Below are 25,372 nucleotides of genomic sequence, written 5' to 3'. Positions count from 1 at the left end.
GAATTATCGACCTCCTTGAAGAAGATTTACTAACTGTTGTTTTCGCTCCTCATCTTTGATGGATTGGATCTTTGTTGAAGCTTTATTTTTCTGATCATGCTGTATGTAAAACTGCACAATCACTTGTTGATCTTCCACAGACAACTTCTCAAACTCAACTTGATCAAAAAGCTGTATTGCTTTTTCCGTGTTTCCAGCCGTTGCAGCCTTCAGTCCGTTTAAATAACTCAACGACATGTCCGGACCTGAATGATTGCCCATCCCCATCAAAGGAATCGCAACAAGCAGGGCTAACACAAATACGGCTCCTCCGAGAAGAACCCATTTCCTTTCTTTGACACGGTTCAACAAGGATAAAGATTGTTTTTGATGTTCTCGATGAGCACTTTCTTCTTTTGAAAACAACTCCAATTCTTCTACAAAGAAGGCCTCCTCAATATCTGAAAAAGATTTAGCTTTAGTCAGTCGTTTAACAAACTCTTTATACTCGCTAAGTGCTGTTTTGTTTGCAACTTTATTTCCGTTTAAGAGCAACTCGTCATAGTGAGCAGTTGAAAAGATCATCAAAATCAACCGCTTTACTTGCTCTAAGATCGGTTCCTCATGATATCCCTCCGGAACAGGCATGTGATTTCGAATCCCCCGGTATAACACCCAAACATTTGCGTTGTTTTCAGAAATTGAAACTAAGAAGTTTGCGGGCCGAAAAAACGTCGTTAATTCTTCTTTATGATGCTCAAAATACTCTCCAATCTGAACCAACTTTCGCCCGATACCAAGCCGCGCCCAAGCCGATAACGGCTTGGCTCGAACTTGGTCAAACAAAATATGTTCACCTTTGATATCAAAGTTCATCACCAAGTGATTTCCTTCAAGTTGATACCGAAAAGAAAGCCCGATATCAGCGAGGTTTTTGATCTTTTTTTCAATCTCTTCCTCTGTGATGTTTACGTTTTTGACTTCCACAGCGACATCATCTTTTTCATAGATTAACGAGTGATATTGATCGATAGAGATCTTTTTCATGCGATCACTCCTTCTCCTTCGCTTAGCTTCTCAATTGGCTTTATGTCATCAAAGAACTTCATACTCTCCAATTCTCTGACTAGTTCTCCAATTGATTCAATCTCTTTGTCAATCTCTTCATCAAGAAAATCGTCTGAATCGCTGAGCTGATCATCAAAAGCTTCCTCTTCATGTTCTTCTTTTTGTGGAGTAGAAGAGATAAAGTCAAAGCGACTGGTTTTGTTCGACTCGTTCAAGATCCCTTTGAAAAACTTAAACTGATAAATTTTTCGCAATCGGATCGGATTGAGCCCGGTCACCAGCAAAATCGCTTGTTCCCGGTCCATCCTCATCAGTTCGTCCGGAGTAAAGAGGTTGCGGGCCGCATATTGTTCAGAGTTTGATGTACTTCCTGAGCCCCAATTCCCGTGGTTCTTCGATACAGACGATGAAGATGTCTGGATCGTGGTTTTTCCAATAAGCTCGGAAAAGTACTCCGCGGTCAGCTTGTCGTTTACTCCGAGTAAATAACGTAGAGAACAGTTGGCAAGGATCGCTTCAGCCTTTTCTTTATTGTACTTGTCAATCAACTGACCAAAAGACTGAACAATCGTGCTACAACTGATCCCATACGACCGACAAGTGGCCAAAATCTCCTCATACCCCGGAATGCGTCCCAGGTTTGGAAACTCATCCAAGAACAAGTTTACCGGAACCGGTAAACGGTTGAAGTTGTGATCCGCCACATCATACAACCGCTGAAACAACTGATTAAAAAACGTACTAATCAGCGGCTCCCAGGTCGGATCCGCGACCGGGAGGATAACATACAAGCAAATCTTCTTTTTACCGATGTCATCAAAGTGAAAATCGTTGGTTTGGGTGAACCAACGGACATCCGTACTATCAAACTTACTCAAGGTAATCCCCAGAGAAATAAAGATGGATGCCCGCGTTTTATCTTGAGCCATCCGAACAATCTCATATGCCCGGTACGCTGGATGATCCGGATCTAGTCGATCAAAAAACGCGTCCATTTTCTCCGGGGTTTCTCCATGGCGCGTCAAAATTTCTTTCACCTTTGCCATGGTTGGATCATCTGGACACTCGTACTTGACATAGAGAAGTAGCGTCTTGAGCAAAGCCACTTCAGCCCGCGTCCAGAAGTCCATCTCGGACTTGTTTCCCTGCTGAGAGTTCATGACGACAGTTGTGGCCACTTGCTCTGCGTCAATCTCTTTTTCCAGGTACTCGATCGGATTATACCGATCGGAATAACGCATCTCTTTGAAGTTGACGAGATGCACCTCGTACCCTTGTTGACGTTTGATTTGACTCGAAAGCTCATATAGTTCGCCTTTCGGGTCCGTGACCACAATCGAACGTTCCCGTTCGTGGAGTATGTTCGTCAGAACATACCCTTGTGTCTTAGCAGATCCGGGAGGACCCACCACAAACACGTTTCGGTTTGGAATCTTCGTGTCTTCCGGCAAGATCAAAGGTTGCTCTTTGATACCGTTTTTTAAAAGACCGAAGATGAGACCGTGCGGGTTTTCTAAGTTCTGACTAGGCGACTTGTTCCAAGTTCGTTTGCAAAACTGGACGTTGTCTAAAATCTCTTCCGGTTTGGCTTCATCACTTGTTCCATACGCACCATATCGTGCCGCCTTTTGATAAGTTTCGCCGCGCAATTGACGGAACAAGTAGTAACCCATCCAACCCGCTAAAGCAAGCACCCCAAGTTGTAGTGATCGAAAAATAGGATGTTGCATCGCCTCTTGGAGGACTTCAAAGGGATGATTGAAGATAACCTTGAACACTTTCCACAGCTCAGGAAAGGTTACGATCACCCCGGCCAAAAGAAGCTCTATGAGGCAAACTCCCAACAAGGTTAAAAGCACCGTCCCGATCACAGGCCGCATATTCAGTTTTGAATGTCCCACTTATCTATCACCTCAGTAAATCTCTACTTTTTTTCAATCATACCACGAGGTATGAAAAACAAATACTTAACATTTATCGACTCCGCTCCCTTCTAATACGACGCCATTTTTCTTGTTCGATCGCCTGATGGATGTTGTTCTTTTTGTTCTGATCATCAAACAGCAGATCTTCCACACTGCGATGAAGCTGATTGAGAAGTTCCAATCCATCCAAACTGTACTTCTCTTCATTGCCTTTTTTCGGATCAAAAGCGATGATTTCATCCAACCTGATAACTCGATTCTCCACTTCATTCAGCTTGAGAATTTTCTGCACTAGGTCCAGCCTCAACTGCGACAAGTCTTCATGCGGATATTGTTCTTGGATCTCTTGCCTCATCGCTTTTTCCAAAACGTGCATAGACGTTTTCAACTTTTTCATTCGTTCAGCAATCACTTTGCGCTCGTCATCGATTTTCTTCAACTGTGAAGCGGCTTCTTTAGGATCAATCTTCAACCGAGTGATTGCTTCGTTTTCCAGCCGATCCAATTTCCGCTTCCAGTTGATCAAGAATCGTTGATCTTTCTGAAGCTTTTCCCACTGTTGGGCAAGCGTGTAGGATTCAGTCGATGTCTTCTTGGCTTTGGCCAAAAAGTTATCGACTTGATCGACTGGCACAGTGTCACCGGTGGACCGGGCCTCTTCCAACAGAAGATAGGCATCCTCCGCTGTCAGATGACGAAGTTGGTCCACTTGAGATCCATAGACCACTTCTAACTCTTCCCAAGTAAAACGCTCTAGGATCCCAATGGCTTGATCGACTTTTTCCATTCCTTCCGCAAGGAAGGTTTTTTGTTTCGGAATGCGCTCAAGTTCTGCTTTCAGCCGCTGGACTTCTTGCATCACTTCATTCCGAAACTCCTCGACAGTAAATCCTTTTCTGGCCAGTTCCAAACGAATCTGATCCCGGTTAGCAGAATCGCTCTTTTGATATGCTTTGAAGAGTTGCTGAGCCTCTTGTAAAGTCTCATAGCTGTTTTTGAGTTTTTCCTCTTTTTTCTTGATCGAAACCGAGAAACGCTCCAAAGACTTTCGGCATTCTATAGCAAGAGGCAAGGTGGCACGATCCTTCATGCGACGCTGAACGAATTGAATAGCTACTTTTTCTTGAGGGGACAGTTTGTTCCACAAACCAATTTGTGATACACCGGCCCGTAATTCAGCTTTTCTTTTTTGAATCTCCTCTTGCAAAGAAATAACATTAGATTCCAAGCGCTTTGTTTTCTCGTTGATCGCTTGGATTTCCTGATTGAGCTGTCCAAGCCGGGTAACCGGGCGATACTCGACACCACGAACTCGGGCCGCTTTTCGTGCTTTTTCTTCTAAAGCATGAGAAGCCGTACCAAGATGTTGTGTCGGGATCTTGTCGATTCCTTGTTCCGCATAGCTTCTATGATCGATCCGTTCTTTGAACCCGGCTTTCTCCAGGGCCCGATTGGCATAGATAGCCCACTGCTTACGCCATTCCACGAGCAATTCCCGGTTATTCCACGCGCGATTTTTTCTTTTAGCAAATCCATCTGAATGGATCTCGCGCATGGTGAACATCACATGAAAGTGAGGGTTGTTGACATCATCCCGGTGAATGGCCACGTCAGCCACCATGCCACAGTCCACAAACTGATCCTGCACAAACGAAAGGACCAATTCAGTTTGTTGTTCTTTAGAGAGTTCTTTAGGTAAAGCTACATTGATTTCACGGGCGAGTTGAGCATCCACCCGTTTTTCTACTTGTTCTACTTGATTCCAAAGTTTTTCACGATCAAAAACCCAATTCGGGGCATCGGAAGGTGCAAGAATATAGGTTTCCGGTTTTACAAAACGTTTCCGGAAGCGGTGTGTTTTGTGATTGCGTTCATCGTACAAGTTCTCACCCGAACGATATGAAGCAGCTGCAATCGCGGATCTGCCATCAGCACGAGAGATGACTTGTACTGAAAAGTGATAGATCGCCATATTCAAGCACCTCCTTTTCATAATTAAGCCCCTGCGGGAAATACAAATTTGAAAAATGGAAAAGCGCGGATGCAGTTGTTCCATTTTTCAAACCAGCAATCTGTGATTGCTCGCACGGACATTGCTATGCAATGTATAAGTGCGCCCTACTCACATATTGCTCGTAGGGATATGATACCATAGGCGCTTCGCTCTGTCTAAAAAAATTGACTTTCTTTCAGGAGGTTTATAGCATTTTCTTGAAAGGGGTGTTTGGAAAAATTGAGTACAAAAAAATTGGAGAAGCTTGAAGAAAAGTTGAAAAAATTGAAGCAGGAAGAGCAAGAGCTCAAACAGCGAAGAAAAGAGATTCGTGCACAGCTAAATAAAGAAAAACGAAAACAGGAAACGAGGTTGAAGATCCAGATCGGAGCTATCTTTATGAAATACTTCGATATCTCCAGTTTGGAAGAAGCTGAATCGGTTGCTCGTCAGTTTGCTGCATATGTTCGGGAACATAAACACTACCAAAAAAATAAAGATGATAAATAATGTTAATGAACGAAGGTTCTATTCAAAATAGATCGAATTCTATTACTAAAAAGGAGGAGGGTTTAGGCTATGTCTAATGAGAAATGGATTGAAGAAATCTATCAAGCACAAAAGGAAGTTTGTGATATCGAACTCGAATATGGAAAAGTTATTGATCAAATCGCCAAAATTGAAGCAGATCTTTTTTTGAGTGGAAATTTGACGGGAAAAACATTGAAGGAGAAAGAAGCGGAAATACTTCAACACACTTACGAGCTTCATGAGAAGAAACGCAACTTGCGCTATCAATTTGGCCTTGCAAAAGCAAGGGTAAAAAGATTGGAAAGATTATATGAGAGTAAGGTAAAAACCGAACCAGAGACAATTTAAGACATTCATGCGATAATAAAATATTTGATAAAAGAAAAACAGTCGATAAAATATCGACTGTTTTTCTATGCAAAAGAGGTAAAAGGTTTTACATATCCCAATATACCTTCTAACTACACCTTCGTCAACTGTCCATCCTCCTCAGAGGATGACGTCTTTTTAACCAATCTGTTTCTTGACCTTGAACAAAAAAATGCATCTTGGGAACTCGTGAATAATCCTTTTTAACCAACTCCCAAATACGTTCCATTTCATCCCGGCGATATTGGTTTGTCGTAACCCAAAGCACAGGATGATTTACTTCTTGTGTTTCTTCATAGTGAGCTATGGCTCTTTGATATCCTTGATATTTTTGTATGAGTTGTCTTGATCTCTCAGTGTTGTTGTCAAATTCCACCCAATACGAAACATTATCTAAAATAAGCAACGCATCGGGCCGAATCATCTGACGTTTTTCCAGCCGAGCCAGTTGCTGATTCTGTTCCCATTCTTTCTTTCGGAGCAGTTCCCAGGCACTTATTAATATATCAGTTGCTTCATAACTTGAATACCATCCAAGGCGCTCTGTTCCAAACGTTTGGATTGTCCGTATCAATATCTTGTTTAAACCGTAGTAATGGTCGATTTGCCCCGACTTTATATCCCAATAACCTTGTTCATTCATTAGGGACCTACAATACTTAACTCCTTTGGGGCCCAACGAATACATCCTAGCCTTGGACCCTCTTTGTTCAGAAACTCGCCTGTGTGGTTTTGCCCATTGTCTTTTTTCTTCCTGAATTTTTTTCTTTAATATTTTGATCCTCTCTTTTTTCTCTTCTTGGGGGATCCGAGCTTCTTCAATCTCTTTGAATTGGCTCTTCAATCGGTCAATTTCTGGTTTTCCAAGATTTTGGATCTGTTGATACAAACGATACACTCTTTCTTGCTTGTATCCCATAACAATTGATAAATCTTCCAAGGTGGCCATGCCAAGCTCAAACATGACCATCATAAGTCGTTCCACCGGATTTAAACCGGTATGATTTATCCAGCGAGTTATCATCTGTCTACCTCCCAGAAAATATAACATCATGAGAGCGAATTTAAGGGGGTATACAGGGGTTTTAATATACCACCGATACATCTAAGCGGCGAATCCTGGCTGAAGTTATCTGAAGCCAAGACGAGCCGCCACAAGCTGAAGGGCACGGGAGTATGGTTATACCTTGATTGCAGGCCGAGGGAACCCCCGTGTTCTTTTTTGTTCTTTGACTATTAATTTCGGATCCGGGTAGATTCGTTTGGCTTTATAAACCAAACGAACCGGAAGCCCATTTTCGGTTTGGTCCAGGGTCTTCAAAAAGAAAACACCTATCCCAGGGATCCAATATTTCCGGAATTCCGGATTAGCTCCGACAAGAACTCCGTAGTTTCGGAGCCAATCGAGAAATTCCCTTTCGTCATAATAACCAAGCTTTCTCTCAACTTTTGAAGAAACATTCTTATCAACTCGAATAAAAGTCAGAAGGTAATCGGGCCTCCCTTTTGAACAGTCCAAGCAAGCCAAGTGAATATCACTTGGATTTGGATTATTTTTTATCTTTTTGCGTGGGAGCCAACGTGCTAAGCGCTTATCCATTGGACGTTTACAAACCTCGCAACGTCCGTCCTCTGCTTTCCAAACAGATAATAGTGTTTTTTCTCTTACAAGATGATATCTGGTCATCACATCAACTCCTTTGCTTTATCAGCATAACCCATTTTCAATAATCCTTCCTTGATACTCTGTAAATACTCATTATCAGAAGATGTTGTCTTTTCTTCGTTCATTTGTGCTTGTTCTTCAATTGTTTTTGGCAAGTGGGAGGTTTTTTGTTTCTCAATCTGTTTTTGTTGCTGAGATCCTCTTCTGACAAACTTGTTAATCTTTGTTCCTTGAAAATTTCTCCAACCGTCTGATAAAAACCATACAATTTGAGGCTTGGCATGATATCCATTATGACAAGCATTTATGTAGGATTTAGCTATATCTAACATTTCTTCAAACGAACCAATATGGTTTAGTGCTTCTTTGAATTTTGGGTAGTGCATATCATGCCTTTTGATGTCTTGACCTCCGTTCTGCGTGAACAGAATTCGGAGCGTTAGGTAATAGGGATCATCATCATAATTATTATTGATTTTAGATATATATAAATTAGTTATTGATAGTCCTTCTTTTTCAGGATCCTGTTTTTCAGGATTCTGAAAATCGGAAACCTGCTCAATCCCTTGATTTTTCTCTGGTTTGCCGTTTTGGGAAACCTGCTCAATCCCTTGATTTTTCTCTGGTTTGCCGTTTTGGGAAACCTGCTCACTCTTCATTTCTTCTTTCAATTTCTTTATTTCTTGAGCGGCTACAGTGATGTCAATAAATGCATTTTCGCCTTTACTTTTCTTGTACTTTTCCCAAAGGTCTTTGTCTATATGAAGGTCCTTTTTGGTGGGATATTTTACAGGCACTTCATAGACGAAGAATTCATAGTCGCATACTTTTCCATTTTTTCTAAACGCTACACGGACGATATATCCGTGTTCTTTTAACTCATTAATACCAGCCCGGACGGACTTTTCGCCGTCTGTTTTGGATTTGATAATATGATCCAGATTAAACTTCCATCCGTTGGGTTTGCTTACGAAATACGTAATCAACCCAGTTGCTTTCCAAGAAAGTCTTGTATCGTTAATTATCGTCTTATCTAATTGGATAAAAGGGTTTTCTCTTTTATATAAAGTGCCGTGATTAGCCAAAAAAATCCCCTCCCTAGTTTCTGACATTCTGGGAGAGGATTTGCACTCTAACTATTCAAAAACCGCAAAATTCTCCATTGTACCTCAATAACTACCAAAAAATATCTCTTGAAATTGAGAATCAAAATGGTACAATGAAATTGAATTTGAATTTGCGAGTTATAGGTTAATAGTTAGGTGCGGTACTCTCCCAGAGTGCCGCATTTATTTTTTACGTCTATTATTCTAACACCAAACGAAAAAATCGGCAATTGATTCATAATTTTTAAAAAGGCAAAAACCCCGGAACCTTTTAAAGGGCATGTTCCATCCACCTCGCTCTATCTTTGCCTCTCTGAATTTACCTCGAATATGTTTCGGATACTCGTTGATAGCTTGCATGATCCAAGTGGAACTTTTCCTACAAAAATATACTAAAGTACAGAAAATGCATATTAAAATATTTTTGTATATAAAAACGGTTGAAAAAATATTTTTGTGCAATTATAATGGTGATAGGAAAAAGAAAGATTGGTTCACGATTTTTTATTCCATTCGCTTTCATAACCCCCGTCTATTGCTTGTTTTTTTTAACACCCACCAAGAGGCTGGGTGATTTTTTTATTCAAAAAGGAGAAAGAAAGGAGAACAAAAGATGAAGAGTCTTAATAAAATCGATAAGAGATTAAATCATAAGTCAAACCTGTTGAAGGGAAAGCAGAAGTTTCAGGAAGTGCTGAATCATCCACTTATGCGATCATTCATCAAAAAAAATCCAAACATTCCTCGTGAACAATATATTGGTTCTGTTTCACAAATTTTCTTGTGCTTAAAAGAGCATGAAAACTGCAGAAAATGTCCAGGATTGCATGCATGCAAAAATATGATGCCCGGATATCGGGCAAAACTCGTCAATAATAATGGGTTTTTGGGCACAACTTCTCAAATGTGCCCAAAGTTAGAGCAGTATCAAAGAGAAAAGAAAAGAAAGGAGTTGATGCAAACATATTGTATTCCGAAAGATATACTCAGGGCCAATTTTCAGGATATTGATCTCGATCCGGCCCGGCTTCATGCCATCGATAAGGTGATTCGATATTGTAATCTATTCCAAAACAAAAATATTCCTTCATCGGGAATTTATTTGTACGGCGGTTTTGGTGTTGGCAAAAGTTATATCGCTGGCGCAATGATGAATCAGATTGCAAGATTTGGAATTGACACCTTTATGGTATACGTCCCGGAGTTTGTACAAAATATGTACAATTCAATTAGAGGTGGGACCACCAATGAAATCATCGAGGAAGTCAAAAAAACACAAGTATTAATCCTCGATGACATCGGGGCCGAAAACTTAAATCCTTGGATCCGAGATGAAGTTCTTGGATCCATTTTGCAGCATCGGATGGCGGAAAAACTTCCCACCATCTATACATCCAACCTTACGTTGGATGAATTAGAGCAACATTTTACATATACAGCCAAAGGAGGAGAGGAAAAGAAGAAAGCACTTCGGATCATGGAACGGATTAGATATTTTGTGCATCCTATATTAGTACTTGGAGAGAATAGAAGAACCACCTCTTTTTAAAAAGAGGTGGTTTTACTTTAAACCAAGAAATTTACTGCCGAGCTTTGTGAAAAGATGCTCATGAGTTTTTGCTTTGATCCAGGATCCCTTGGGTCCTTCTGTATTCAACCAACTCATTGTTGACTTCTCCTTTCAAACTAATCTATTCTAAAACAATATGTTTCTCTAGATGGTGTTTATTTTCCTTCACTAGTTTATTGTAAAAAGCGATATAATAATTGTTACGATGAAAAAGGGCGGTGAAATGCTATGGAGGATATCAGTCGTCTTTTTAGGCATGACAATCATAAAGATATAGAAAAACTCTTTGAAAAGGATGTGAGAGAAAAAAAACAGATCGCTCGGGGAGTTCATGGTCAAGCAAGTAAGCGGGGTTATGTTGGAAAGGTCATCTATCCCAGCGATCTACAAGATGGCAGAACCAAGGAAGGGAGGAAATACAAACAAAGCGGAAAGGTGGAAATGTGGAATATGTATGAGGAGATCATGTCGTATGACCAATTTTTGAATTTATCAAAAGAGCAACAAAAGGAGGTATTTGAAAAATATCAGCAGATTTTTCCGGTGAAGGAGATATGCGAAAAATGGGGGATCTCAAGCGCTCAATATTACAAACACAAAAGTGAACTGAATGTTTCAAATAGGAAAGGGAGAGCAAGAAGAAAGTCAAAAGAAGTAAAACAAGAGGCGGTTTTAACATCAAAAGAAGTTGAGGAAAATACGGGCCAAGAACCAAAGGAGAAATCGTTGAAAGCGTCCTTTTCTTTTGAGTTAGACGGATTGTATCAAGCTGATGAAGCGGCAAAATACATTGAAAAAATTGCCCTCCTATTAGCAGATATGGAGGGAAAAGAAGTAAAAATCCATTTTAAAGTAAATGATTGAATAGTAAGAAATAATTTTTCATAAGAAAAGGGGACTCAGTAAAGAGTCCCCTTTTCTTATGAAAAAAGGTTAGAGGATGTTTTCATCATAATAGATATTTATTTCTTTTACAACAGGATGTTTTAATCAGTCTTCCGGAGGTTTTGATGATATTTCTAACCTCCCACTCGATTCAGCAGAAGTATCTTAGCCGCGAATAATGTTTTCGCGGCTTATTTTTTGGGCCAAGAAGTTGTTATCGTGTGTTGGTCAAGGGCAGGGGAAAAAGTTTTGATAAAAAACTTTTTCATCCTGGCGAAAGCGAACCCTTGACCAACAGTGATGGATCCAAACGCTTTTGCTTTCCCCCGGTCCCATTCCTGGGCCGGGGACGCCTCGCGGCGAGCGTTCCCCCAAAGAGTGGGGGGGAGGGGGTTGAAAAAAGTTGGGTGTTCAGAGGGCGGTAGCCCTTTGACCGCCGGAGGCCTAAATAAAAAAAGAAAAAGGAAAGAGAAGAAAAAAGAAGGGGAAAAGAAAGTTCTCTAGGGCGAAATGAACTTTGTTTTAACATCCGAAACACTTGGAATATCAAGATTTTTTAGGGAGGTAATGAAAAGTGTTTCGCAAAAACGCGAAACACATGGTGAAACACATAAAAATCAATGGGAATTTTCTATTATTTCTTGACGTTGTGTTAACTTTTGTATACAATAGTTAACACAGGGGTTTTGAAGGAGGATTTATATGAACTACCCTACTCATATAAGAACGAAGAAAATTATTGAATTTATTTCTTTGTTGAATTCTAGAGTGACTCTCAAAAAGAGACAAAAAGAGGAAACAACAGAGGAGGTGTTTAGGTGGGAATTAGAGGGTCAGATAAGGGAACTGGAAATGATAATCTTAGAGTTAGAGAGCTTGGTCTTACCTAAAAAATAAAAAATAGCCTTGGCCGATGTGAGGGATCGACCATGGCCATTTTTCAAAAGGAGTTGATACTGATGCAACAATTATATCAAACACAAGACCCCTCATCTACAGTAACTATCAAAAGAAAACGGCGGCGGATTAATAACCGAATTAAAATTAATAATGATAATGAATTAGTTGATTTAAACAAAAAACAACTACATAAGGAACTGGAACCAGTAGAGAAAATAAAACCAAAGAAATCCTTAGTAGAAGAGGAACCAGTAGAGAAAATAAAATCAAAGAAATCCTTGGCAGAAGAGGAACCAGTAGAACAAAAGAAACGTATAGAAGAATTCAAAGAAGAGCCCAGTTGGGTTCGTAGAGGTCATACAAGAAAACCAAACGCAATTGTGCTTTTTTTGTATGCTGTTTTTGATTGGTTTTCAGATTTTGGTCCTATGTTTCGGGCTATAGGGTCCGGAATAGGAAAAACAGCAAAGGAAACATGGAAGATTCTTATTGTTACAGTGCTCATCGGAGTAAACATTCTGTTGCTGGCCGGATTGATATATGTATCCATTGGGCACTCGTACGATATGCTTTTAAGTACGGGGATGAGAGGCACGGCCGCAATAGTTTTTGTGGGAGTTTGGGAGATCGCGTTCATTTATTGCTCGGTGTTGATCGATATTAACTCCTATAAGGGAAAAAAATCTCCCTTGCCAGTATGGATTGGTTTTTTCATGGGGTTTGGATTCGTTCTAGTGTCCAATTACAGGGCTTGGAACGATAATCAACTCGGACAAATCATCGGGATTTGTACCCCGATCTACTTACTGGTTATGAAGAAAGTTTTACAGTCGCAATTCATTTCACCATCATCAAAAGATAAAGATAAAAAAGATAAACGAAAATGGAAATGGAAATGGAATTGGAGAAAATCCAAACGGACAAAACGAGATGAAATCTCCGGACAAGCGAGTGAGAATGGACAGAACGGACAAAGTTCCGGACAAGTGAGTGGGGATGGACAGAACGGACAAAGTTCCGGACAAGTGAGTGGGGATGGACAGAACGGACGAAGTTCCGGACAAGTGAGTGGGGATGGACAGAACGGACAAAGTTCCGGACAAGTGAGTGGGGATGGACAGAACGGACGAAGTTCCGGACAAGCGAGTGGGAATGGACGAAACGGACAAAGTTCCGGACAAGTGAGTGAGAATGGACAGAACGGACAAAGTTCCGGACAAGCGAGTGGGAATGGACAGAACGGACAAAGTTCCGGACAAGTGAGTGGGGATGGACAGAACGGACAAAGTTCCGGACAAGTGAGTGGAGATGGACGGAACGGACAAAGTTCCGGACAAGCGAGTGGGGATGGACGAAACGGACAAAGTTCCGGACAGGTGAGTGGGGGTGGACAGAACGGACAAAGTTCCGGACAAGTGAGTGAGAATGGACAAACTAGACAACGTAAACGAAAAAAATCTGGACAGAAAAAAAGTGGATCGGAACAAGTTATGGAAGTAATGAACGAGTTATTTAATACACAAGATCTTAAAGAAGCAGACATGGAGACAAGAATTCAAATGGCAAAACAATTTCTCATTAGATACCGTGAAAAGTTTGGTACCTTTCACAAAGTAAGAGATACTGCAGAAATTTTCGGATTAAAAAAACATCGAGTTGAAAAAATCAGAAAAGAACTGAAAGAACAATTTAAAGTCGAATCTTGAAAAAGGTTCGACTTTATTTTTTTGGACAAAGATGTATTTTGTATACAAAACACATACAAAAAAGTCTCGATAATGAGATCGAGAGATTTTATGTGTTGCTTTTGTATACAAAACACATATACTATAAAAAGAGAAGAAAATATTGGAAAGGAATGAGTGTGATGCAAGAAAACCAAGAAAAAGTGATCGATGTCGTTGCTGTTGATTTGGGCAACGGCTTTATCAAAAGCACGGATGATGGGGAAAACGTCAAAATCGAACCGGCAGTTTATTCCCCCTTTAAAAATCTGTTTCAACTTTCCTCCAAAAAAATCAACCCGATCTCCGTCAACGACGGGGAATCCGTTCTGATTGGCCAAGAAGCACTGGAATCCGGTTTCCCGTATAAAAGTGCTCTGGGGGAATCAGATTCCCGGAGATACTATTCCAAAGAGTACAAAGACTTGCTCTTTGGAACCATCGGGAAACACTTGGGCGAAAGCGGGGAAGTCCGCATGCTGGTGCTTGGACTTCCAAACAAACACTTTTTGGATCCAGAGATTAAAAAGGACTTGATTGAGATGGTCAAGGGCCGCAAGATTGTCAAAATTGGGGATGCGGAAATGGTGATCAATATCCAAGATGCTTTAGTGATTCCCCAGCCTGTGGGATCCTTGATCTATCTCCAGTCGGAAGGAAAAGAGTTTTTGGGCCGTGTGTTGGTTGTCGATGGTGGGTATGGGACCTTGGATCTTTCTGAGGTCAAGCAGCAGAATGTTGTGGATTACCAACAAAAAGACCTTGGCTTGAAACAAGCTTACAAATCCGTGGCCTCTTTATTAGAAAGAAAACTAGGGGATACGGAGTTTCACATCAATGAGATTCCCCATCTTTTAAAAAACGGAATCCCTGTTAACGGCCGGATCATTCACCCGTTGGAAGAGTTCCCGGAAGTTGGTGAGATCTTGAATCAACATTTTGAGGAGTTGTACTCCTTTGTAATCGACTGCTACGGGAGCTTGAGAAAGTTCGAATCCGTGGTTTGGACCGGAGGAGTGGCATTGGCTCATCATCAACGGATCTTGGAGAAACATCACCTGACTGATTCGCAAAATAGCATCATTTTGACCAATGGTCAGGTGGCCAATGCTCAAGGTTTTTATCAGTATGGCTTCGGGTGGTTACATGCGTGATTTGATCCAGTTTCGGGTCAGCAAACATGATGAATTGCTGGCTACGATCATTGAGGAATTGGAGAAGGATGGTGAAGAAAAAAAAGGATACGTAGGGAATCAACTCCGTCAGATGATCAAAAGCTTCTACCAGTTGGGGAAGCTGGTGGATGAGGATCCACTCAAAAACATTTCCCGAGTTGAGGAAAAACTCAAAGAACGGATTAGGGCCTTTGAAGTTTTAGCGGATCTGGCAGGTGAGGAGGACCCTTATCGAATTATCTTGAAGCTTTCTAAAAAAGAGGCCTCCTCTCCTTCTCCACGGCGACAAACAAAGAAAGTGATCAATGCCAAGCAGTGGAAATTTTGAATTAAGGTTTTATCAATAGGGATTCCCCTGTTCGCAATCGTTCTAGATGCCTTGCAAGTTCTACAGAAGCAAGAGTGGTTAGTTGAACGGGGGAATTCTTGATTTTTTCATACAATCGCTTTGGAAGAAGGGTGATGATCCGTTCTTGTCTTTGAGGATTCTTTGTGAGAAGAGGAGGGAATCCTTCTCTGGGTTCTCTGGGAAAGTCTTTTAAACAGTCGAAAAGTAACATTTGAAAGCTGAGGCGATATTTTTGGATGTGAGTCATGACCTCAGTATAAAGCGAATTCTCCAAGTAGATAGCAACTTGTTTGGTTTCGTTATTTAGATCTTTGCAAAAGCGTTCGATTTCATGAAGTTGATGTTGGATCAATGATCCAATGAAGTAATTCCGGTGATAGTGTATGTGGCCTTCTTCAGATAGTTGATTTCGAACACGATCAATTTCCCTCTTTACTTCGAGAGGAATATACACATTGATGTTTTTGGTTGAATGTTGATTGTGTTTGATTCTCCAGTAGTTAGCCAAAATCTTTGGTGTATATTTATTGTTCATGACCATTGAATAAATCAAGTAAATAACAAATTTGGAACGAGAAGAATGGAGTTGGCGTGCATAGTGGTCCAATTTTTCAAGATCTGATTGATTCAGTTTGTAGCTGATCAGGATTCCTTTGTTTTCTTTTCTGCGGCCCATGTGATCCCCCCCTTTACTTTAAGCTTTATCCATCAAAGTATATAATGATTCTAAATTAAAAGGAGGATAAAAAGATGAACAATGATATTTTGGTGAACAAAGTTTTGGAGGCAGGTCACGAGTTGACGGAAAATGTGCAAGAGGCAATTTTTCTTTTGAGTGATGGGCGAATGATTAGCGGTGAATTTGATTATGGGGCTAGAGGAGTGGATCACCGGATGATTGAGTGTGCGGTAGATTTCGATCGGTATGATCCGAATTTTTGGAGTAAAATTCATCATCTTTTCAACTTGGTGATGATGGTACCAGAGGCAAAACTAGCTTTGATCCAGGAAAATCAAAAATTAACTCCGGCTCAAAAAGAAAAAATAAAAGAGGCTGGGTATGAGGTGGAAGTGTATTGCAAAGATTTGCACTTATCCCAAGCATTCGAGGATAGAAAATTATTAACAAAGGAGTTAGTAAGTCGCTCTAGAAGTGAAGATTTAAGCAGATAAATTGTCTTGTTTCTCTTGAGAAAGTCTAGGAAAATAAAATATAAAAGAAAAAGGAGAGGTATAACATGGATTTTGAAAGATTTGTTTTAAACTATGGTTTTTTGATGGAGGAAAACGAAAATCGAAAAGTGTATGCAAAATATTTCGACGGTGCTTTTTGGGACCCGGATTTTTTGGATGAATTAGAGAGAGATTTGCCCGAGGGATTTGAAGAGAAGAAGGAATGGTCAGCTCAAGATTGCCGGGTGTGGATATCGAAAAAGCATCTGGCGGAGGTTGATTATGATGGGGGCGCTATCAAAATCTTTAAGTATAGAAACTTGGATATTTTTGAAGAAGCAATGGAAGTCAACCGGAGGTATTATGGTGATCGGGAAGATATGCACATTGCCAAGAAGATGGAATTTATTGATAGAATATATTATTACAGACATAAAATAGACAGATTCTGCCCGGTTGGTTCGATTAAGGTGCTTCGAATTGAACCGAAGGAACAAAGTGAGCGTAAGGAATATCTGAGGTTTTATGTCCTAGATAATAATAATCGGTATGAGATGGCGTTTTTGGATAAAGAAGAGGCCGTTGAATATATACACAACCAAGCAGAGGGTGAAAAAATTTATTCGCTGACAGAAGATGAGATGTATTTCGAAGACTTGCCGGATGGCAAGGAATGTTATTTTCACTTCCCGGAAGGCGGGGACCCTTTCTTAGTAGGCTCTATCAGAGAGATTGTGATTTAGGATGATCTTGATGTATTTAGAAAATATGTAGTACATGACGCTGAAGGGAAATTTATGACGTATACTTATGAAAAGGAGAAAGCAGTTGAATTTTTAGAAGAGCAAGCTGGGGTTGAGATCCGACGAGTTGAAGATAGTGCACTTCATCTGTTCGAGGCAAAAAATGAAAGAAAAGATCTGACACAAGAGATTTCAGCAGAAGTCGACCGATCCGATGAAATGAGTAGATAAAAAAGGGAGGGGATTAGATGGATAACTGGGACAAAATAAAAAATCAAGCGATTGATAGTGTTAATCAGGTTTTTGATAAGATGATCCGTCATTTTTTCGCTCAGATGGATGCAAAAAGAGCTCAGTTTGAACGCGAAGATGAAGAGGCATATCAGATTTTCCAAGAAGTTTTAGATCAAATTCAGAAGAAAGAACTGGAGCCACGGATTCAAAAAGAGTTGAGACAAGCAAACTGGAAAGCCAACACTCTTGAAAAGGTAGAAGAGGTTTTGGAGGGTCCGATTGATAAACAAGTAGAGATTCATAGTGATGTTGTCGATATAGAAGAATTTGATCGGCCCGGAATCGGGAAAAACACCCACATATACTTTAAAAATGGGTATGGGGCATCCATTCTCCCAGAGGTGGATGACAAAAACAAATATGAACTGGGAGTGCTTACACGATCAGCAGATGGATGGGAACTTACATCAGAGGATGTCATTCGAAACGCATCCAAAGAAGAGCTTTTGGAAAAGATCGATGAAGTTCGGAAACTGCCTGCAAAAGAGCATCAGCAGGTGAAAGAGCAGTTAGAACAAGAGGTATCCGAACGGGTAGAAAAAGAATCTCCCCATGTGGAGGTTGAGGGGAAAGAATTAACCTTTAAAGAAATAAGCGGTGAAGACTTGATTTTTTCAGATCAGCAAAATGCTCAATACCGGGTGGATCCCCGGAAGCTTCCCCTGTCGTTAGAGACACAAGGTTTGATCAGGGGATTGCATCAACTCCGACAGATGAGCAAAGAAGAGATCCGAAAAGCAATCCAGGAAGCGCAAAAAGAGGCGAAGAAAACAGGGCGTTCTACTCAAGAAGTGTTTTCTGAGAAGATCCGGACCAGGATCATGAAGGAAGTAAATCGGGATCGTAATCAACTCGTTTCAACGGCCAAAGAATTAAGCAAGAAGATCAAAACAGTTAATCAAGGTTTAGTGAAACAAAGAGCAGAGTTGCGGAAAGAGTTGGATGAGCTGAACAAAAACAAAGGGAACCTCAGCAAAGAACAATATGAGGCGAAGATTGAACAGATCAATGAAAAACGAGAGAAAATCAATGAAAAACAAGAAGAATTGGAAATCAAGGAACAACAAATGACAGACAAGTTAAAGCGTGAGATTCAAACCTTGTTTCCAGGACTCAAGGTTGATCACATGACGCTGGAAGATGCACTTCTGACCGCAGAGTGCGCATCAACTCGGGAATATAAGAATGTCCGGGAGTTCCTCAGTGACATAAAAGAAAGGGGACAACAAGCACTCTTTGATATGATCAGCCAAGGACTGGACAACAAAGAAAAAGAACGGGAAGAGATCGAAATCATTGAAGAGAGAATTACGATTGAGCGATAGAACTGATAACCAAAAAACCTTTGGGAATAAAGAAATCCCAAAGGTTTTTTTATCAAGACACAAAAAAAGCTCAGCAAAGCTGAACAGCAGAGAATTATATATTAAAATTCCTTCACAATTTCATTATACCTCTTGTCTAATACACTATCAATAAGTTCTTTTCCTTGTTTTTTGTGAAAAAAATGACACTTAATAAGTCTTATAGACTACGATTTATTGTTTACTTATAATATAAAAGATCAAAGACATAGAAAAAGGAGGATAAGTATAAATGAATCCATTTGAAAAATTAGGAAGCTTTCTCACCAACCAAGTGGTAGAAGGGCTTCTAAATTATATTGTCTTTCCTGTTTCTGCCATCGGGATGATTGTAACCGCAGTTTTAGCTCTTATACTCCCGGATGAGCATCAAAAAGAAAAGTTTAAAAAGGCGTTTTGGTTTACTATGGGGGCTACCATCATCTCCTATATGGCCAAAACTATTGTCGCTTGGTTAAAATCTTCCTTTATGTAAGGAGGTGTCATGCAGTTGCAAGAACGGAAACGTTTTAAGATTCCTCGACAGATTGACTCCAGTGTCCATCTGTGGAGATTTATTCGGGTTAAAGATTTGTTCATCATGATTCCTCCAATCCTTTTCTCCATCATGTTATTTCGTTGGATCATTCCTTTTTTGCCGTTTAATATTCGTTTCTTGATCAGCGCTCTTCCCTCGGTTTTGGTAGCTTGTTTGATTTTTGTCCGGCCGGTGAGGGAACGGCCGAATTTAAAATTGATTGATCTTTTGGTGATCCGCTGGAAGTTTAGTAAACGCCAAAAGATCTATTATTTTAAAAAGAAATCACTCTCAAGGGGGGAGAAACTTGGCTAAAAAACAACCAGAAAAAACAGAAAAAACCGTTCAAGATTTAATCCCGGTCCGGGATGTATATAACGGGATGATCGAAACCTTGGATCATCGCTTTATTAAAGTGTTGTCCGTTTCCTCCGTCAACACATATCTGATGAGTTATCAAGAGGAAAAAGAAGTCTTGGAGGGTTATGAAAACTTTCTTCGTTCATTAACAAAACCAATTCAGATCGCACGAGTTTCGGAACCTATCGATCTGAAAAAGTATATCAATGACCTGACGGATCGCTTAAAAAAAGAAGAAAATCCAAACAAGAAAAAGATGCTGAAAAGTTATATCGGGTATGCTCAGCATCTGCAAAAAGATAGAAGTTTAATCAAAAGAAACCGGTATATCATCATTGATGAACCTTTTTCCCCTCATTCCGCAGACAGTAAAGAAAAGGCCATGCAAGAACTGCGGCGGCGGGTGGATGATTTGCGTTTGAATCTGGAAGATATGCTATATCGATACAAGCTTGAAGTGCATGAGCTGGATGACTTAGAGCTCCGCAAGTATCTTCATATGTTTTTTGATTATGAAAACTCTCAGCTTTATATGTCGGAGGATATCAAGGAGTATGAATACATGATTGGGCGTCGAAATCTTTTGGCGGCCGCAGAACGGATCAAAAACAAAGAAGAATACTAAGGGGGAATCCGGATGTTTGGCTTTTTGAAAAAGAAAAAGCAAGATGTTTCAGAACCGACATTAGAAACGCAAGTCAATACGAGTTTGTTGGATTTGCTGTCGCCGGACAGTATTGAAGAAAAAGCAGACTATATCCGACTGGGAGGAAACTATTGCCGGACGCTTTGCGTGAGCTATTTTGCAAATGATGTTCAAGCGAATTTTCTCCAAAATCTTCATAACTTGCCGCACAACATTTCTATCATTCATCATATTGAACCGACCAACCCTGATGGCATGATCAAGTCTTTAAACCGGGCAGTAATCGAATATCGTTCCCGCTTGAATGAACCAGGATTGCGGCCTATGGATGAAATCCGCATCAATAATGACTTGAAAGATGCGGAAATTTTATTGGAAAATCTGACGAGTGGCCGGGCAGAAATGTTCAATGAACACATGTATATACACATCCAAGCCTCTAGCAAGCAACAACTTGATGAGATTACGAGGGTTGTCAAAGCCCATGTAAGCAAAAACTTAAAAGTCTTGGTTCCACATCATCAGATGCTCCCGGCGTTATATTGTGCGCTTCCCCTGCGGCGAAATGAACTCAAAGAGATGACTTTTCGGAACTTTGACACAGAAGCTTTGTCTTCACTGTTTCCCTTCGATGAGTGTGAGATTTTTTCAGAGCGGGGCATCATCAAGGGGAAAAACTTGAAAACAAACAGTGTGGTTGTTGTCGATCACGACAAGTTGTTGAACCGAAATGAGATTGTTATTGCAACGTCGGGTGGAGGGAAATCGACATACCTTTGGGGAGATATGATCCGGCGCTGGATCCAAGACACAGTGATTCGGGTGATTTGTCCAAAGGGCGAGTTTGGAAGCAAAGTGAAGCAATTAGGAGGCGAATGGGTGAAAATTTCACCGCTTAACGGAAACATCATGAATCCGTTTGAAGTCATGCATTCGCTCATTCCCTCGGATGACAGTGGGGAAAAAGTCGCTTCTTCTTTGCTTCATCAAAAGATTTCCCGCCTGAAAACCATGTTCACGTTGATGCATAAAGACTTGCGCAACAAGCAAGTGGAATTGGCCCTGCTGGAAAAGGTCTTGGTAGAACTTTATAGAGACAAAGGAATTCACTGGGAAACGGACTTTTCCAAGTTGAATCCAGAGGACTTCCCGACAATGCAAGATTTATATATCAAGCTGGAAGCGAAGATGGAAAAAGACGAAGAGTTTCGTTTGCTCAACGGGTTCTATCAAGTTTTGTATCCCTATGTTGAAGGCTCATATTCAAAATGCTTTAACGGTTATACCAATGTAGACTTGAACAGTGATTTTATTGTCTTTGATATCTCCGACTTGCGAGATGAAAGCGATCTGCAGCAAGTGGCCATGTTTAACATCCTTACCTTTTTACAAGATGATGCACTAAAAGACATGATCACCAAAACACAGATATATGTGGATGAAGCCCATGTTTTATCGGACCCAAACAATCCACTGGCCATGAAATTCTTGGCCAATATGTATAAGTTGATTCGTTCGTTCCAAGGGGGTGTCACCTCCGCTACCCAACAGATTGGGGACTTCCTCAGCGCCGTGGAAGGCAGTCGCAACTATGGGGAAGCTGTCATCTTGAACTCTATCTCTAAACTGTACCTCCCGATGCTTCGAGAAGAAATCAACGCCATTGAGGAAAAAACATCTGAAAGCTTCTCTGAAGAGGAAAAACGTTTGTTGGTAGTCAGCGAAGAAGAAAAAAGCAAAGCGGCCGGAAAAGGCATCTATTCGGTAGGATCCAAAAAAGTAAATATCTATGTGGAACTGACTCCGGAAGAGTTAAAAATTTGGGACCCGAAATGGTATCAGCAAAAGTACGGAAATGGTGAGATGCATGTCTAAAATCTTGCTTTACCGCGATTTAATCAAATATGGAATCTATGCTGGAATTGGACTGCTCTTTATCGTGATAGTGTCCATGATGGGAAGGCCTTCACAAGATCCGCCTCTGGATTCCTCAAAAGTTTTTTGCCGTCCGACTGGGGATTCCATCACTGCGGCAGAATTGAACGAAAAATTGAAGGGGAAAGGAGTCTTTGAAGGCAAAGGGAATGCCTTCATCACTTCCGGACAGCGACATGGAGTAGATCCGGTGTTGGTAGCGGCTATTGCCATGCACGAGACGGGTCATGGGAAAAGTAAGATGGTCCGCACCAAAAATAACCCAGGGGGATTATTTTTTCGGGGGGAATTTATGCGATTCCCGACCTTGGAAGCGGGGATCGAAAAAATGACACAAAATCTCGCTAAAAACTATGTGAGCAAAGGACTGAAAACACCCGAGCAGATTGGGCCAAAATATGCTCCAATTGGGGCGAAAAATGATCCCACCGGACTGAATCGTTTCTGGATCCCAACGGTCACCAAGTATGTGAACGAGTTGGGCGGACTTTCATACGATTGCAAAGCTGAGGATGTTCAAGATGTTGGAAAAGTTTCTGCCAGCGGATTTTTGCGACCATCCACGGGTCAAAGGACAAGTTCCTTCGGGCCTCGGTGGGGACGTATGCACCAAGGAATTGACTTCTCATGTCGCACTAAAGAGGAAAAAGTCATTAGAGCGGCCAAAAGTGGGAAAGTCGTTGTCTCCACGTTTGGACAGCGCGGTAAAGGATTTGGCGGGTATGGAAATGTCATTCTCATTGATCATGGTGGAGGCGTTCAGACACTGTATGGTCATTTGGCGCAACGCCATGTAAAGGTGGGCGATTACATAGCCCAAGGTCAGGAAATTGGTGTGTGCGGAGCCACGGGGCGGAGCACCGGACCGCACTTACATTTTGAAGTAAGAATTGCAGGGAAGAAAGTGAATCCAAGTAGGTATATAAACTGAAGTGAGGTGAATCGATTGAAAAAATATATTGTTTACATCGCCCTGTTATCAGTGGCATTAACAGTTTCCTTGATCGGAAACGGTTTTCTATATTCGGAAGTGAGAAAGTTGCGGTCCGACATACAGAAGTTAACTGAACAAGATCAAGCCACGGCTCGGGCCGAGGAATTTGTCAAGCTGTTGCTGGGGAATCCGAGCAAAGAATCAGAGAAAAAGATACGGAAGATCACCACCGAAAAGGCCCAGAAAAAGATTTTTTCTACTGAAGAACCACATGATGATTTAGAAGAGGGAATTTCCCAAAACCTAACCATCGATCAAACGTATTTTAATCGGGATTCCTTAGAGCAAGTACATGTGATCATAAAGGGACGGATCATGTACCAACTGGAGAATACATCTACCATGAGTGAATATGAGATGAAAGTTTACTTAGCAAGAGTTGATACGGGTGTCTGGAAAATAGATAACTTTGAACTGATTTCTATTGAGGAATAGGAGGGAGAGCATGACGCCTTATTGGAAGCGGGGAATCCTAGCCGGGATAATTTTATCTTTGTTTATTACTATGCTTCCATTTTCCGTGGCCAGTGCTAATGAAGGCGGTAGTGGAATTGAGTGCAAATTGTTGGATGCTATGGATCCAACTTGTTATGTAGAAAAATGGTTATCAGAAATCGCAGAGTCTGCATTAGAAAGCGGGTTGAAATTTATTGCCAAACTGGTTCAAGAACCCGACAAGCTGCTGAAAAATGAAAAGGTCAAAGAATTTCAAGGGTATTTTCAAAATGCCGTTTGGTCGTTTATTACCGTGTTTTTCACTTTTCAGTTGGTGAAGATCTTATCGATGTACTGGGTTGAAGAAGATTCTGTTCGGTTAAAACGGACGCTTACCAAGCTGATTGTGACGGTTGCGATGATTTCAGGATATATGTGGTCCTTCAATGAGTTAGTGAAGGTGGCCAATGAGACAACATCCGGTTTTGCTGATATAGGATTAGAACCACAGCGATTTTCAACGATTTTCGTGATCACGCCAAGTACTCCAGGATTTCTCATCTTGATGTTTTTGTTATTTGCGATTTTAGTTTTAATCGTGGCGTTTCAGGTGGCAATTCGTGCGGCGGAATTGGCTTTTTTGTTTATTACCGGTCCATTTGCCATCGCAACGAATATTAATGAAGAGTTTAATTTGTTCCCAGTGTGGTGGCGAAACTTTTTATCAATACTAATCACACAAGTAGTACAGATCATGTTGCTTGTACTAACCGTGAAACTGTTTTGGAACGTGAAGATTACTAATATATCCACTTTAGAAAATATCATCTGGGGACTGGGGATGATGATCATCACAATCAAAGGGCCTGCATATATCAAAGAGTATATGTACTCGACTGGCGCTGGACAAGCAGTCATCGGAGGGGCGATGAGAGCTGGCGGAGTTGTAGGAAGAGAAGTTGTTCGGAGAGTGATCCGAAAAGGATAACCACCCTGAAAAGGGTGGTTATTGTTGTTTTTGAAAGTTGCAACTATCAGATCCGTCTCTCATATTTAATATATTATCATTTATGGTTAATTCAAATGTGAGTGTTCCCCTTCCTTTTGAATCAAACAAATATTTATTTGATTCAATTTCTTCAAGTGTACCTGTAATGACCATGTTTCTTGCGCTGTGAAAAGTTACTATATTATCTGTTTCAAATGTAATACTTTTAGGACAACCACTATCCCCGTTTTTTAAAACCCATTTTCCTTCAAAGTTTTCCGATGAGCATGCACTAAGAAAAAGCAAAGAAAGAGCTAAGACAAACATTGATAATTTCACTTTCATAGGTACTCTCTCCTTTTTTTCATCGCATAGGCCCTGAAAAGCCATATGGATTTTGTTTGTAAGTTTCCGCTAAGTTTGGATCATACAAAAAAGCGTTCATGATGGTCAACGCATTATGAAAATTTACTTTTCCTTTTTCCATGATGAACTTTAAATCAACTCCTTCAACGTCAAAATTAGAAATGCTCCGATCCTTCATCCATTGATCCATGGCTTCCTGAAGCCGATCATCCAAGGTTTTTAGGTTTTCAATGATAAAGAATGTTTTTGATTCCTCAATTCCTTCTTCTTCAATCAGAATAGTTTTAAGTTGATTTTCATCAAAAATTAGCAAAGGT

The 25,372-nt window shown here is 40.7% G+C and carries 28 protein-coding genes; 19 read left to right on the top strand and 9 right to left on the bottom strand.

What is annotated here, in order from left to right; genetic code table 11:
- Nucleotides 1–3 precede the first annotated feature (3 nt).
- The 3 genes from NYE37_RS13890 to mobQ form a co-directional block, all read right to left on the bottom strand.
- Nucleotides 4–1,026 carry a hypothetical protein gene (locus NYE37_RS13890; protein ID WP_340712147.1) on the bottom strand — a complete coding sequence of 341 codons (1,023 nt, stop codon included), beginning with the start codon at nt 1,024–1,026 and terminating at the stop codon, nt 4–6.
- Entirely contained in the window at nt 1,023–2,948 is a 1,926-nt protein-coding gene (locus NYE37_RS13885) for a VirD4-like conjugal transfer protein, CD1115 family (protein WP_340712146.1), read from the bottom strand. Before NYE37_RS13885 ends, NYE37_RS13890 begins: the two co-directional genes overlap by 4 nt.
- 73 nt (nt 2,949–3,021) lie before the next feature.
- A complete protein-coding gene (mobQ, locus tag NYE37_RS13880; RefSeq protein ID WP_340712145.1) occupies nt 3,022–4,944 on the bottom strand; it encodes a MobQ family relaxase in 1,923 nt (640 codons plus the stop codon).
- A 261-nt stretch (nt 4,945–5,205) separates the two neighbouring features.
- On the opposite strand from mobQ, the gene NYE37_RS13875 reads away from it, so the two are divergent.
- Together NYE37_RS13875 and NYE37_RS13870 are read left to right on the top strand one after the other, a co-directional pair.
- The gene (locus NYE37_RS13875; protein ID WP_340712144.1) at nt 5,206–5,475 is read left to right on the top strand and encodes a hypothetical protein; all 270 of its coding nucleotides are present in this window, start codon (nt 5,206–5,208) and stop codon (nt 5,473–5,475) included.
- A 69-nt stretch (nt 5,476–5,544) separates the two neighbouring features.
- On the top strand, nt 5,545–5,844 hold the full coding sequence (locus NYE37_RS13870) for a hypothetical protein (protein WP_340712143.1): 300 nt from the start codon (nt 5,545–5,547) through the stop codon (nt 5,842–5,844).
- A gap of 124 nt (nt 5,845–5,968) precedes the next feature.
- Here NYE37_RS13870 and NYE37_RS13865 read toward each other — a convergent pair whose 3' ends face one another.
- From NYE37_RS13865 to NYE37_RS13855, 3 genes are all read right to left on the bottom strand, one after another.
- Complete coding sequence (locus tag NYE37_RS13865; protein WP_340712142.1) at nt 5,969–6,889, bottom strand: replication-relaxation family protein; 921 nt, start codon at nt 6,887–6,889, stop codon at nt 5,969–5,971.
- 156 nt (nt 6,890–7,045) lie between these two features.
- The gene (locus tag NYE37_RS13860; protein ID WP_340712141.1) at nt 7,046–7,552 is read right to left on the bottom strand and encodes a hypothetical protein; all 507 of its coding nucleotides are present in this window, start codon (nt 7,550–7,552) and stop codon (nt 7,046–7,048) included.
- Nucleotides 7,552–8,616, bottom strand: coding sequence for a hypothetical protein (locus tag NYE37_RS13855; protein WP_340712140.1), 1,065 nt, complete (start codon nt 8,614–8,616; stop codon nt 7,552–7,554). Before NYE37_RS13855 ends, NYE37_RS13860 begins: the two co-directional genes overlap by 1 nt.
- Nucleotides 8,617–9,250: 634 nt before the next feature.
- On the opposite strand from NYE37_RS13855, the gene dnaI reads away from it, so the two are divergent.
- The 6 genes from dnaI (at nt 9,251) to NYE37_RS13825 (ending at nt 15,219) form a co-directional block, all read left to right on the top strand.
- Nucleotides 9,251–10,186: a primosomal protein DnaI gene (gene dnaI / locus NYE37_RS13850; RefSeq protein WP_340712139.1), complete on the top strand. Its 936-nt coding sequence runs from the start codon at nt 9,251–9,253 to the stop codon at nt 10,184–10,186.
- 249 nt (nt 10,187–10,435) lie between these two features.
- Nucleotides 10,436–11,071 carry a hypothetical protein gene (locus NYE37_RS13845; protein WP_340712138.1) on the top strand — a complete coding sequence of 212 codons (636 nt, stop codon included), beginning with the start codon at nt 10,436–10,438 and terminating at the stop codon, nt 11,069–11,071.
- Between the two features lie 723 nt (nt 11,072–11,794).
- On the top strand, nt 11,795–11,989 hold the full coding sequence (locus tag NYE37_RS13840; RefSeq protein ID WP_340712137.1) for a hypothetical protein: 195 nt from the start codon (nt 11,795–11,797) through the stop codon (nt 11,987–11,989).
- Between the two features lie 32 nt (nt 11,990–12,021).
- A complete protein-coding gene (locus NYE37_RS13835; RefSeq protein WP_340712136.1) occupies nt 12,022–13,698 on the top strand; it encodes a hypothetical protein in 1,677 nt (558 codons plus the stop codon).
- A 161-nt stretch (nt 13,699–13,859) separates the two neighbouring features.
- Nucleotides 13,860–14,870, top strand: a complete 1,011-nt coding sequence (locus NYE37_RS13830; RefSeq protein WP_340712135.1) for a ParM/StbA family protein — start codon at nt 13,860–13,862, stop codon at nt 14,868–14,870.
- Nucleotides 14,863–15,219: a hypothetical protein gene (locus tag NYE37_RS13825; protein WP_340712134.1), complete on the top strand. Its 357-nt coding sequence runs from the start codon at nt 14,863–14,865 to the stop codon at nt 15,217–15,219. Before NYE37_RS13830 ends, NYE37_RS13825 begins: the two co-directional genes overlap by 8 nt.
- Nucleotide 15,220: 1 nt before the next feature.
- Here the strand turns inward: NYE37_RS13825 and NYE37_RS13820 are convergent, their stop codons facing one another.
- Nucleotides 15,221–15,916 (bottom strand): hypothetical protein, encoded by a 696-nt coding sequence (locus NYE37_RS13820; protein ID WP_340712133.1) that lies wholly within the window; start codon nt 15,914–15,916, stop codon nt 15,221–15,223.
- A gap of 74 nt (nt 15,917–15,990) precedes the next feature.
- Between NYE37_RS13820 and NYE37_RS13815 the strand changes: the two genes are divergently transcribed.
- The 11 genes from NYE37_RS13815 to NYE37_RS13765 all read left to right on the top strand — a co-directional run bounded on the left by NYE37_RS13815 (nt 15,991) and on the right by NYE37_RS13765 (nt 24,689).
- A complete protein-coding gene (locus tag NYE37_RS13815) occupies nt 15,991–16,413 on the top strand; it encodes a hypothetical protein (RefSeq protein WP_340712132.1) in 423 nt (140 codons plus the stop codon).
- A gap of 65 nt (nt 16,414–16,478) precedes the next feature.
- The gene (locus NYE37_RS13810; protein WP_340712131.1) at nt 16,479–17,156 is read left to right on the top strand and encodes a hypothetical protein; all 678 of its coding nucleotides are present in this window, start codon (nt 16,479–16,481) and stop codon (nt 17,154–17,156) included.
- Between the two features lie 54 nt (nt 17,157–17,210).
- Nucleotides 17,211–17,387 (top strand): hypothetical protein, encoded by a 177-nt coding sequence (locus NYE37_RS13805; protein ID WP_340712130.1) that lies wholly within the window; start codon nt 17,211–17,213, stop codon nt 17,385–17,387.
- Nucleotides 17,388–17,404: 17 nt separating this feature from the next.
- A complete protein-coding gene (locus NYE37_RS13800) occupies nt 17,405–18,775 on the top strand; it encodes a hypothetical protein (protein ID WP_340712129.1) in 1,371 nt (456 codons plus the stop codon).
- Nucleotides 18,776–19,046: 271 nt separating this feature from the next.
- Nucleotides 19,047–19,289 (top strand): hypothetical protein, encoded by a 243-nt coding sequence (locus NYE37_RS13795; RefSeq protein ID WP_340712128.1) that lies wholly within the window; start codon nt 19,047–19,049, stop codon nt 19,287–19,289.
- Between the two features lie 9 nt (nt 19,290–19,298).
- On the top strand, nt 19,299–19,646 hold the full coding sequence (locus NYE37_RS13790) for a hypothetical protein (protein ID WP_340712127.1): 348 nt from the start codon (nt 19,299–19,301) through the stop codon (nt 19,644–19,646).
- Nucleotides 19,639–20,316, top strand: coding sequence for a hypothetical protein (locus NYE37_RS13785; RefSeq protein WP_340712126.1), 678 nt, complete (start codon nt 19,639–19,641; stop codon nt 20,314–20,316). Before NYE37_RS13790 ends, NYE37_RS13785 begins: the two co-directional genes overlap by 8 nt.
- A 12-nt stretch (nt 20,317–20,328) precedes the next feature.
- On the top strand, nt 20,329–22,212 hold the full coding sequence (locus NYE37_RS13780) for a VirB4 family type IV secretion system protein (RefSeq protein WP_340712125.1): 1,884 nt from the start codon (nt 20,329–20,331) through the stop codon (nt 22,210–22,212).
- Entirely contained in the window at nt 22,205–23,203 is a 999-nt protein-coding gene (locus NYE37_RS13775; protein WP_340712124.1) for a M23 family metallopeptidase, read from the top strand. The genes NYE37_RS13780 and NYE37_RS13775 overlap by 8 nt, the downstream gene beginning before the upstream one ends.
- Before the next feature lie 15 nt (nt 23,204–23,218).
- Nucleotides 23,219–23,701, top strand: coding sequence for a hypothetical protein (locus tag NYE37_RS13770; protein ID WP_340712123.1), 483 nt, complete (start codon nt 23,219–23,221; stop codon nt 23,699–23,701).
- 10 nt (nt 23,702–23,711) lie between these two features.
- Nucleotides 23,712–24,689 (top strand): conjugal transfer protein TrbL family protein, encoded by a 978-nt coding sequence (locus NYE37_RS13765; protein WP_340712122.1) that lies wholly within the window; start codon nt 23,712–23,714, stop codon nt 24,687–24,689.
- 18 nt (nt 24,690–24,707) lie between these two features.
- Here NYE37_RS13765 and NYE37_RS13760 read toward each other — a convergent pair whose 3' ends face one another.
- Nucleotides 24,708–25,034, bottom strand: a complete 327-nt coding sequence (locus tag NYE37_RS13760) for a hypothetical protein (RefSeq protein ID WP_340712121.1) — start codon at nt 25,032–25,034, stop codon at nt 24,708–24,710.
- A 19-nt stretch (nt 25,035–25,053) separates the two neighbouring features.
- On the bottom strand, nt 25,054–25,368 hold the full coding sequence (locus NYE37_RS13755; protein ID WP_340712120.1) for a hypothetical protein: 315 nt from the start codon (nt 25,366–25,368) through the stop codon (nt 25,054–25,056).
- Nucleotides 25,369–25,372 lie beyond the last annotated feature (4 nt).

Origin of the sequence: Thermoactinomyces sp. FSL K6-2592 (assembly GCF_038006465.1) — a bacterium.
Taxonomy (GTDB): domain Bacteria; phylum Bacillota; class Bacilli; order Thermoactinomycetales; family Thermoactinomycetaceae; genus Thermoactinomyces; species Thermoactinomyces vulgaris.
The sequence above is the reverse complement of the archived record's forward strand: the minus strand, read 5'-3'. Positions and strand labels throughout refer to the sequence as shown.

Coding starts and splice junctions, on each gene's coding strand:
- NYE37_RS13780 (WP_340712125.1), top strand. CDS start 20,329: ATGTTTGGCTTTTTGAAAAAGAAAAAGCAAGATGTTTCAGAACCGACA.
- NYE37_RS13815 (WP_340712132.1), top strand. CDS start 15,991: ATGAACAATGATATTTTGGTGAACAAAGTTTTGGAGGCAGGTCACGAG.
- NYE37_RS13890 (WP_340712147.1), bottom strand. CDS start 1,026: ATGAAAAAGATCTCTATCGATCAATATCACTCGTTAATCTATGAAAAA.
- mobQ (WP_340712145.1), bottom strand. CDS start 4,944: ATGGCGATCTATCACTTTTCAGTACAAGTCATCTCTCGTGCTGATGGC.
- NYE37_RS13775 (WP_340712124.1), top strand. CDS start 22,205: ATGTCTAAAATCTTGCTTTACCGCGATTTAATCAAATATGGAATCTAT.
- dnaI (WP_340712139.1), top strand. CDS start 9,251: ATGAAGAGTCTTAATAAAATCGATAAGAGATTAAATCATAAGTCAAAC.
- NYE37_RS13835 (WP_340712136.1), top strand. CDS start 12,022: ATGGCCATTTTTCAAAAGGAGTTGATACTGATGCAACAATTATATCAA.
- NYE37_RS13840 (WP_340712137.1), top strand. CDS start 11,795: ATGAACTACCCTACTCATATAAGAACGAAGAAAATTATTGAATTTATT.
- NYE37_RS13825 (WP_340712134.1), top strand. CDS start 14,863: ATGCGTGATTTGATCCAGTTTCGGGTCAGCAAACATGATGAATTGCTG.
- NYE37_RS13790 (WP_340712127.1), top strand. CDS start 19,299: ATGCAGTTGCAAGAACGGAAACGTTTTAAGATTCCTCGACAGATTGAC.
- NYE37_RS13805 (WP_340712130.1), top strand. CDS start 17,211: ATGACGTATACTTATGAAAAGGAGAAAGCAGTTGAATTTTTAGAAGAG.
- NYE37_RS13810 (WP_340712131.1), top strand. CDS start 16,479: ATGGATTTTGAAAGATTTGTTTTAAACTATGGTTTTTTGATGGAGGAA.
- NYE37_RS13760 (WP_340712121.1), bottom strand. CDS start 25,034: ATGAAAGTGAAATTATCAATGTTTGTCTTAGCTCTTTCTTTGCTTTTT.
- NYE37_RS13845 (WP_340712138.1), top strand. CDS start 10,436: ATGGAGGATATCAGTCGTCTTTTTAGGCATGACAATCATAAAGATATA.
- NYE37_RS13860 (WP_340712141.1), bottom strand. CDS start 7,552: ATGACCAGATATCATCTTGTAAGAGAAAAAACACTATTATCTGTTTGG.
- NYE37_RS13800 (WP_340712129.1), top strand. CDS start 17,405: ATGGATAACTGGGACAAAATAAAAAATCAAGCGATTGATAGTGTTAAT.
- NYE37_RS13830 (WP_340712135.1), top strand. CDS start 13,860: ATGCAAGAAAACCAAGAAAAAGTGATCGATGTCGTTGCTGTTGATTTG.
- NYE37_RS13795 (WP_340712128.1), top strand. CDS start 19,047: ATGAATCCATTTGAAAAATTAGGAAGCTTTCTCACCAACCAAGTGGTA.
- NYE37_RS13870 (WP_340712143.1), top strand. CDS start 5,545: ATGTCTAATGAGAAATGGATTGAAGAAATCTATCAAGCACAAAAGGAA.
- NYE37_RS13820 (WP_340712133.1), bottom strand. CDS start 15,916: ATGGGCCGCAGAAAAGAAAACAAAGGAATCCTGATCAGCTACAAACTG.
- NYE37_RS13765 (WP_340712122.1), top strand. CDS start 23,712: ATGACGCCTTATTGGAAGCGGGGAATCCTAGCCGGGATAATTTTATCT.
- NYE37_RS13865 (WP_340712142.1), bottom strand. CDS start 6,889: ATGATAACTCGCTGGATAAATCATACCGGTTTAAATCCGGTGGAACGA.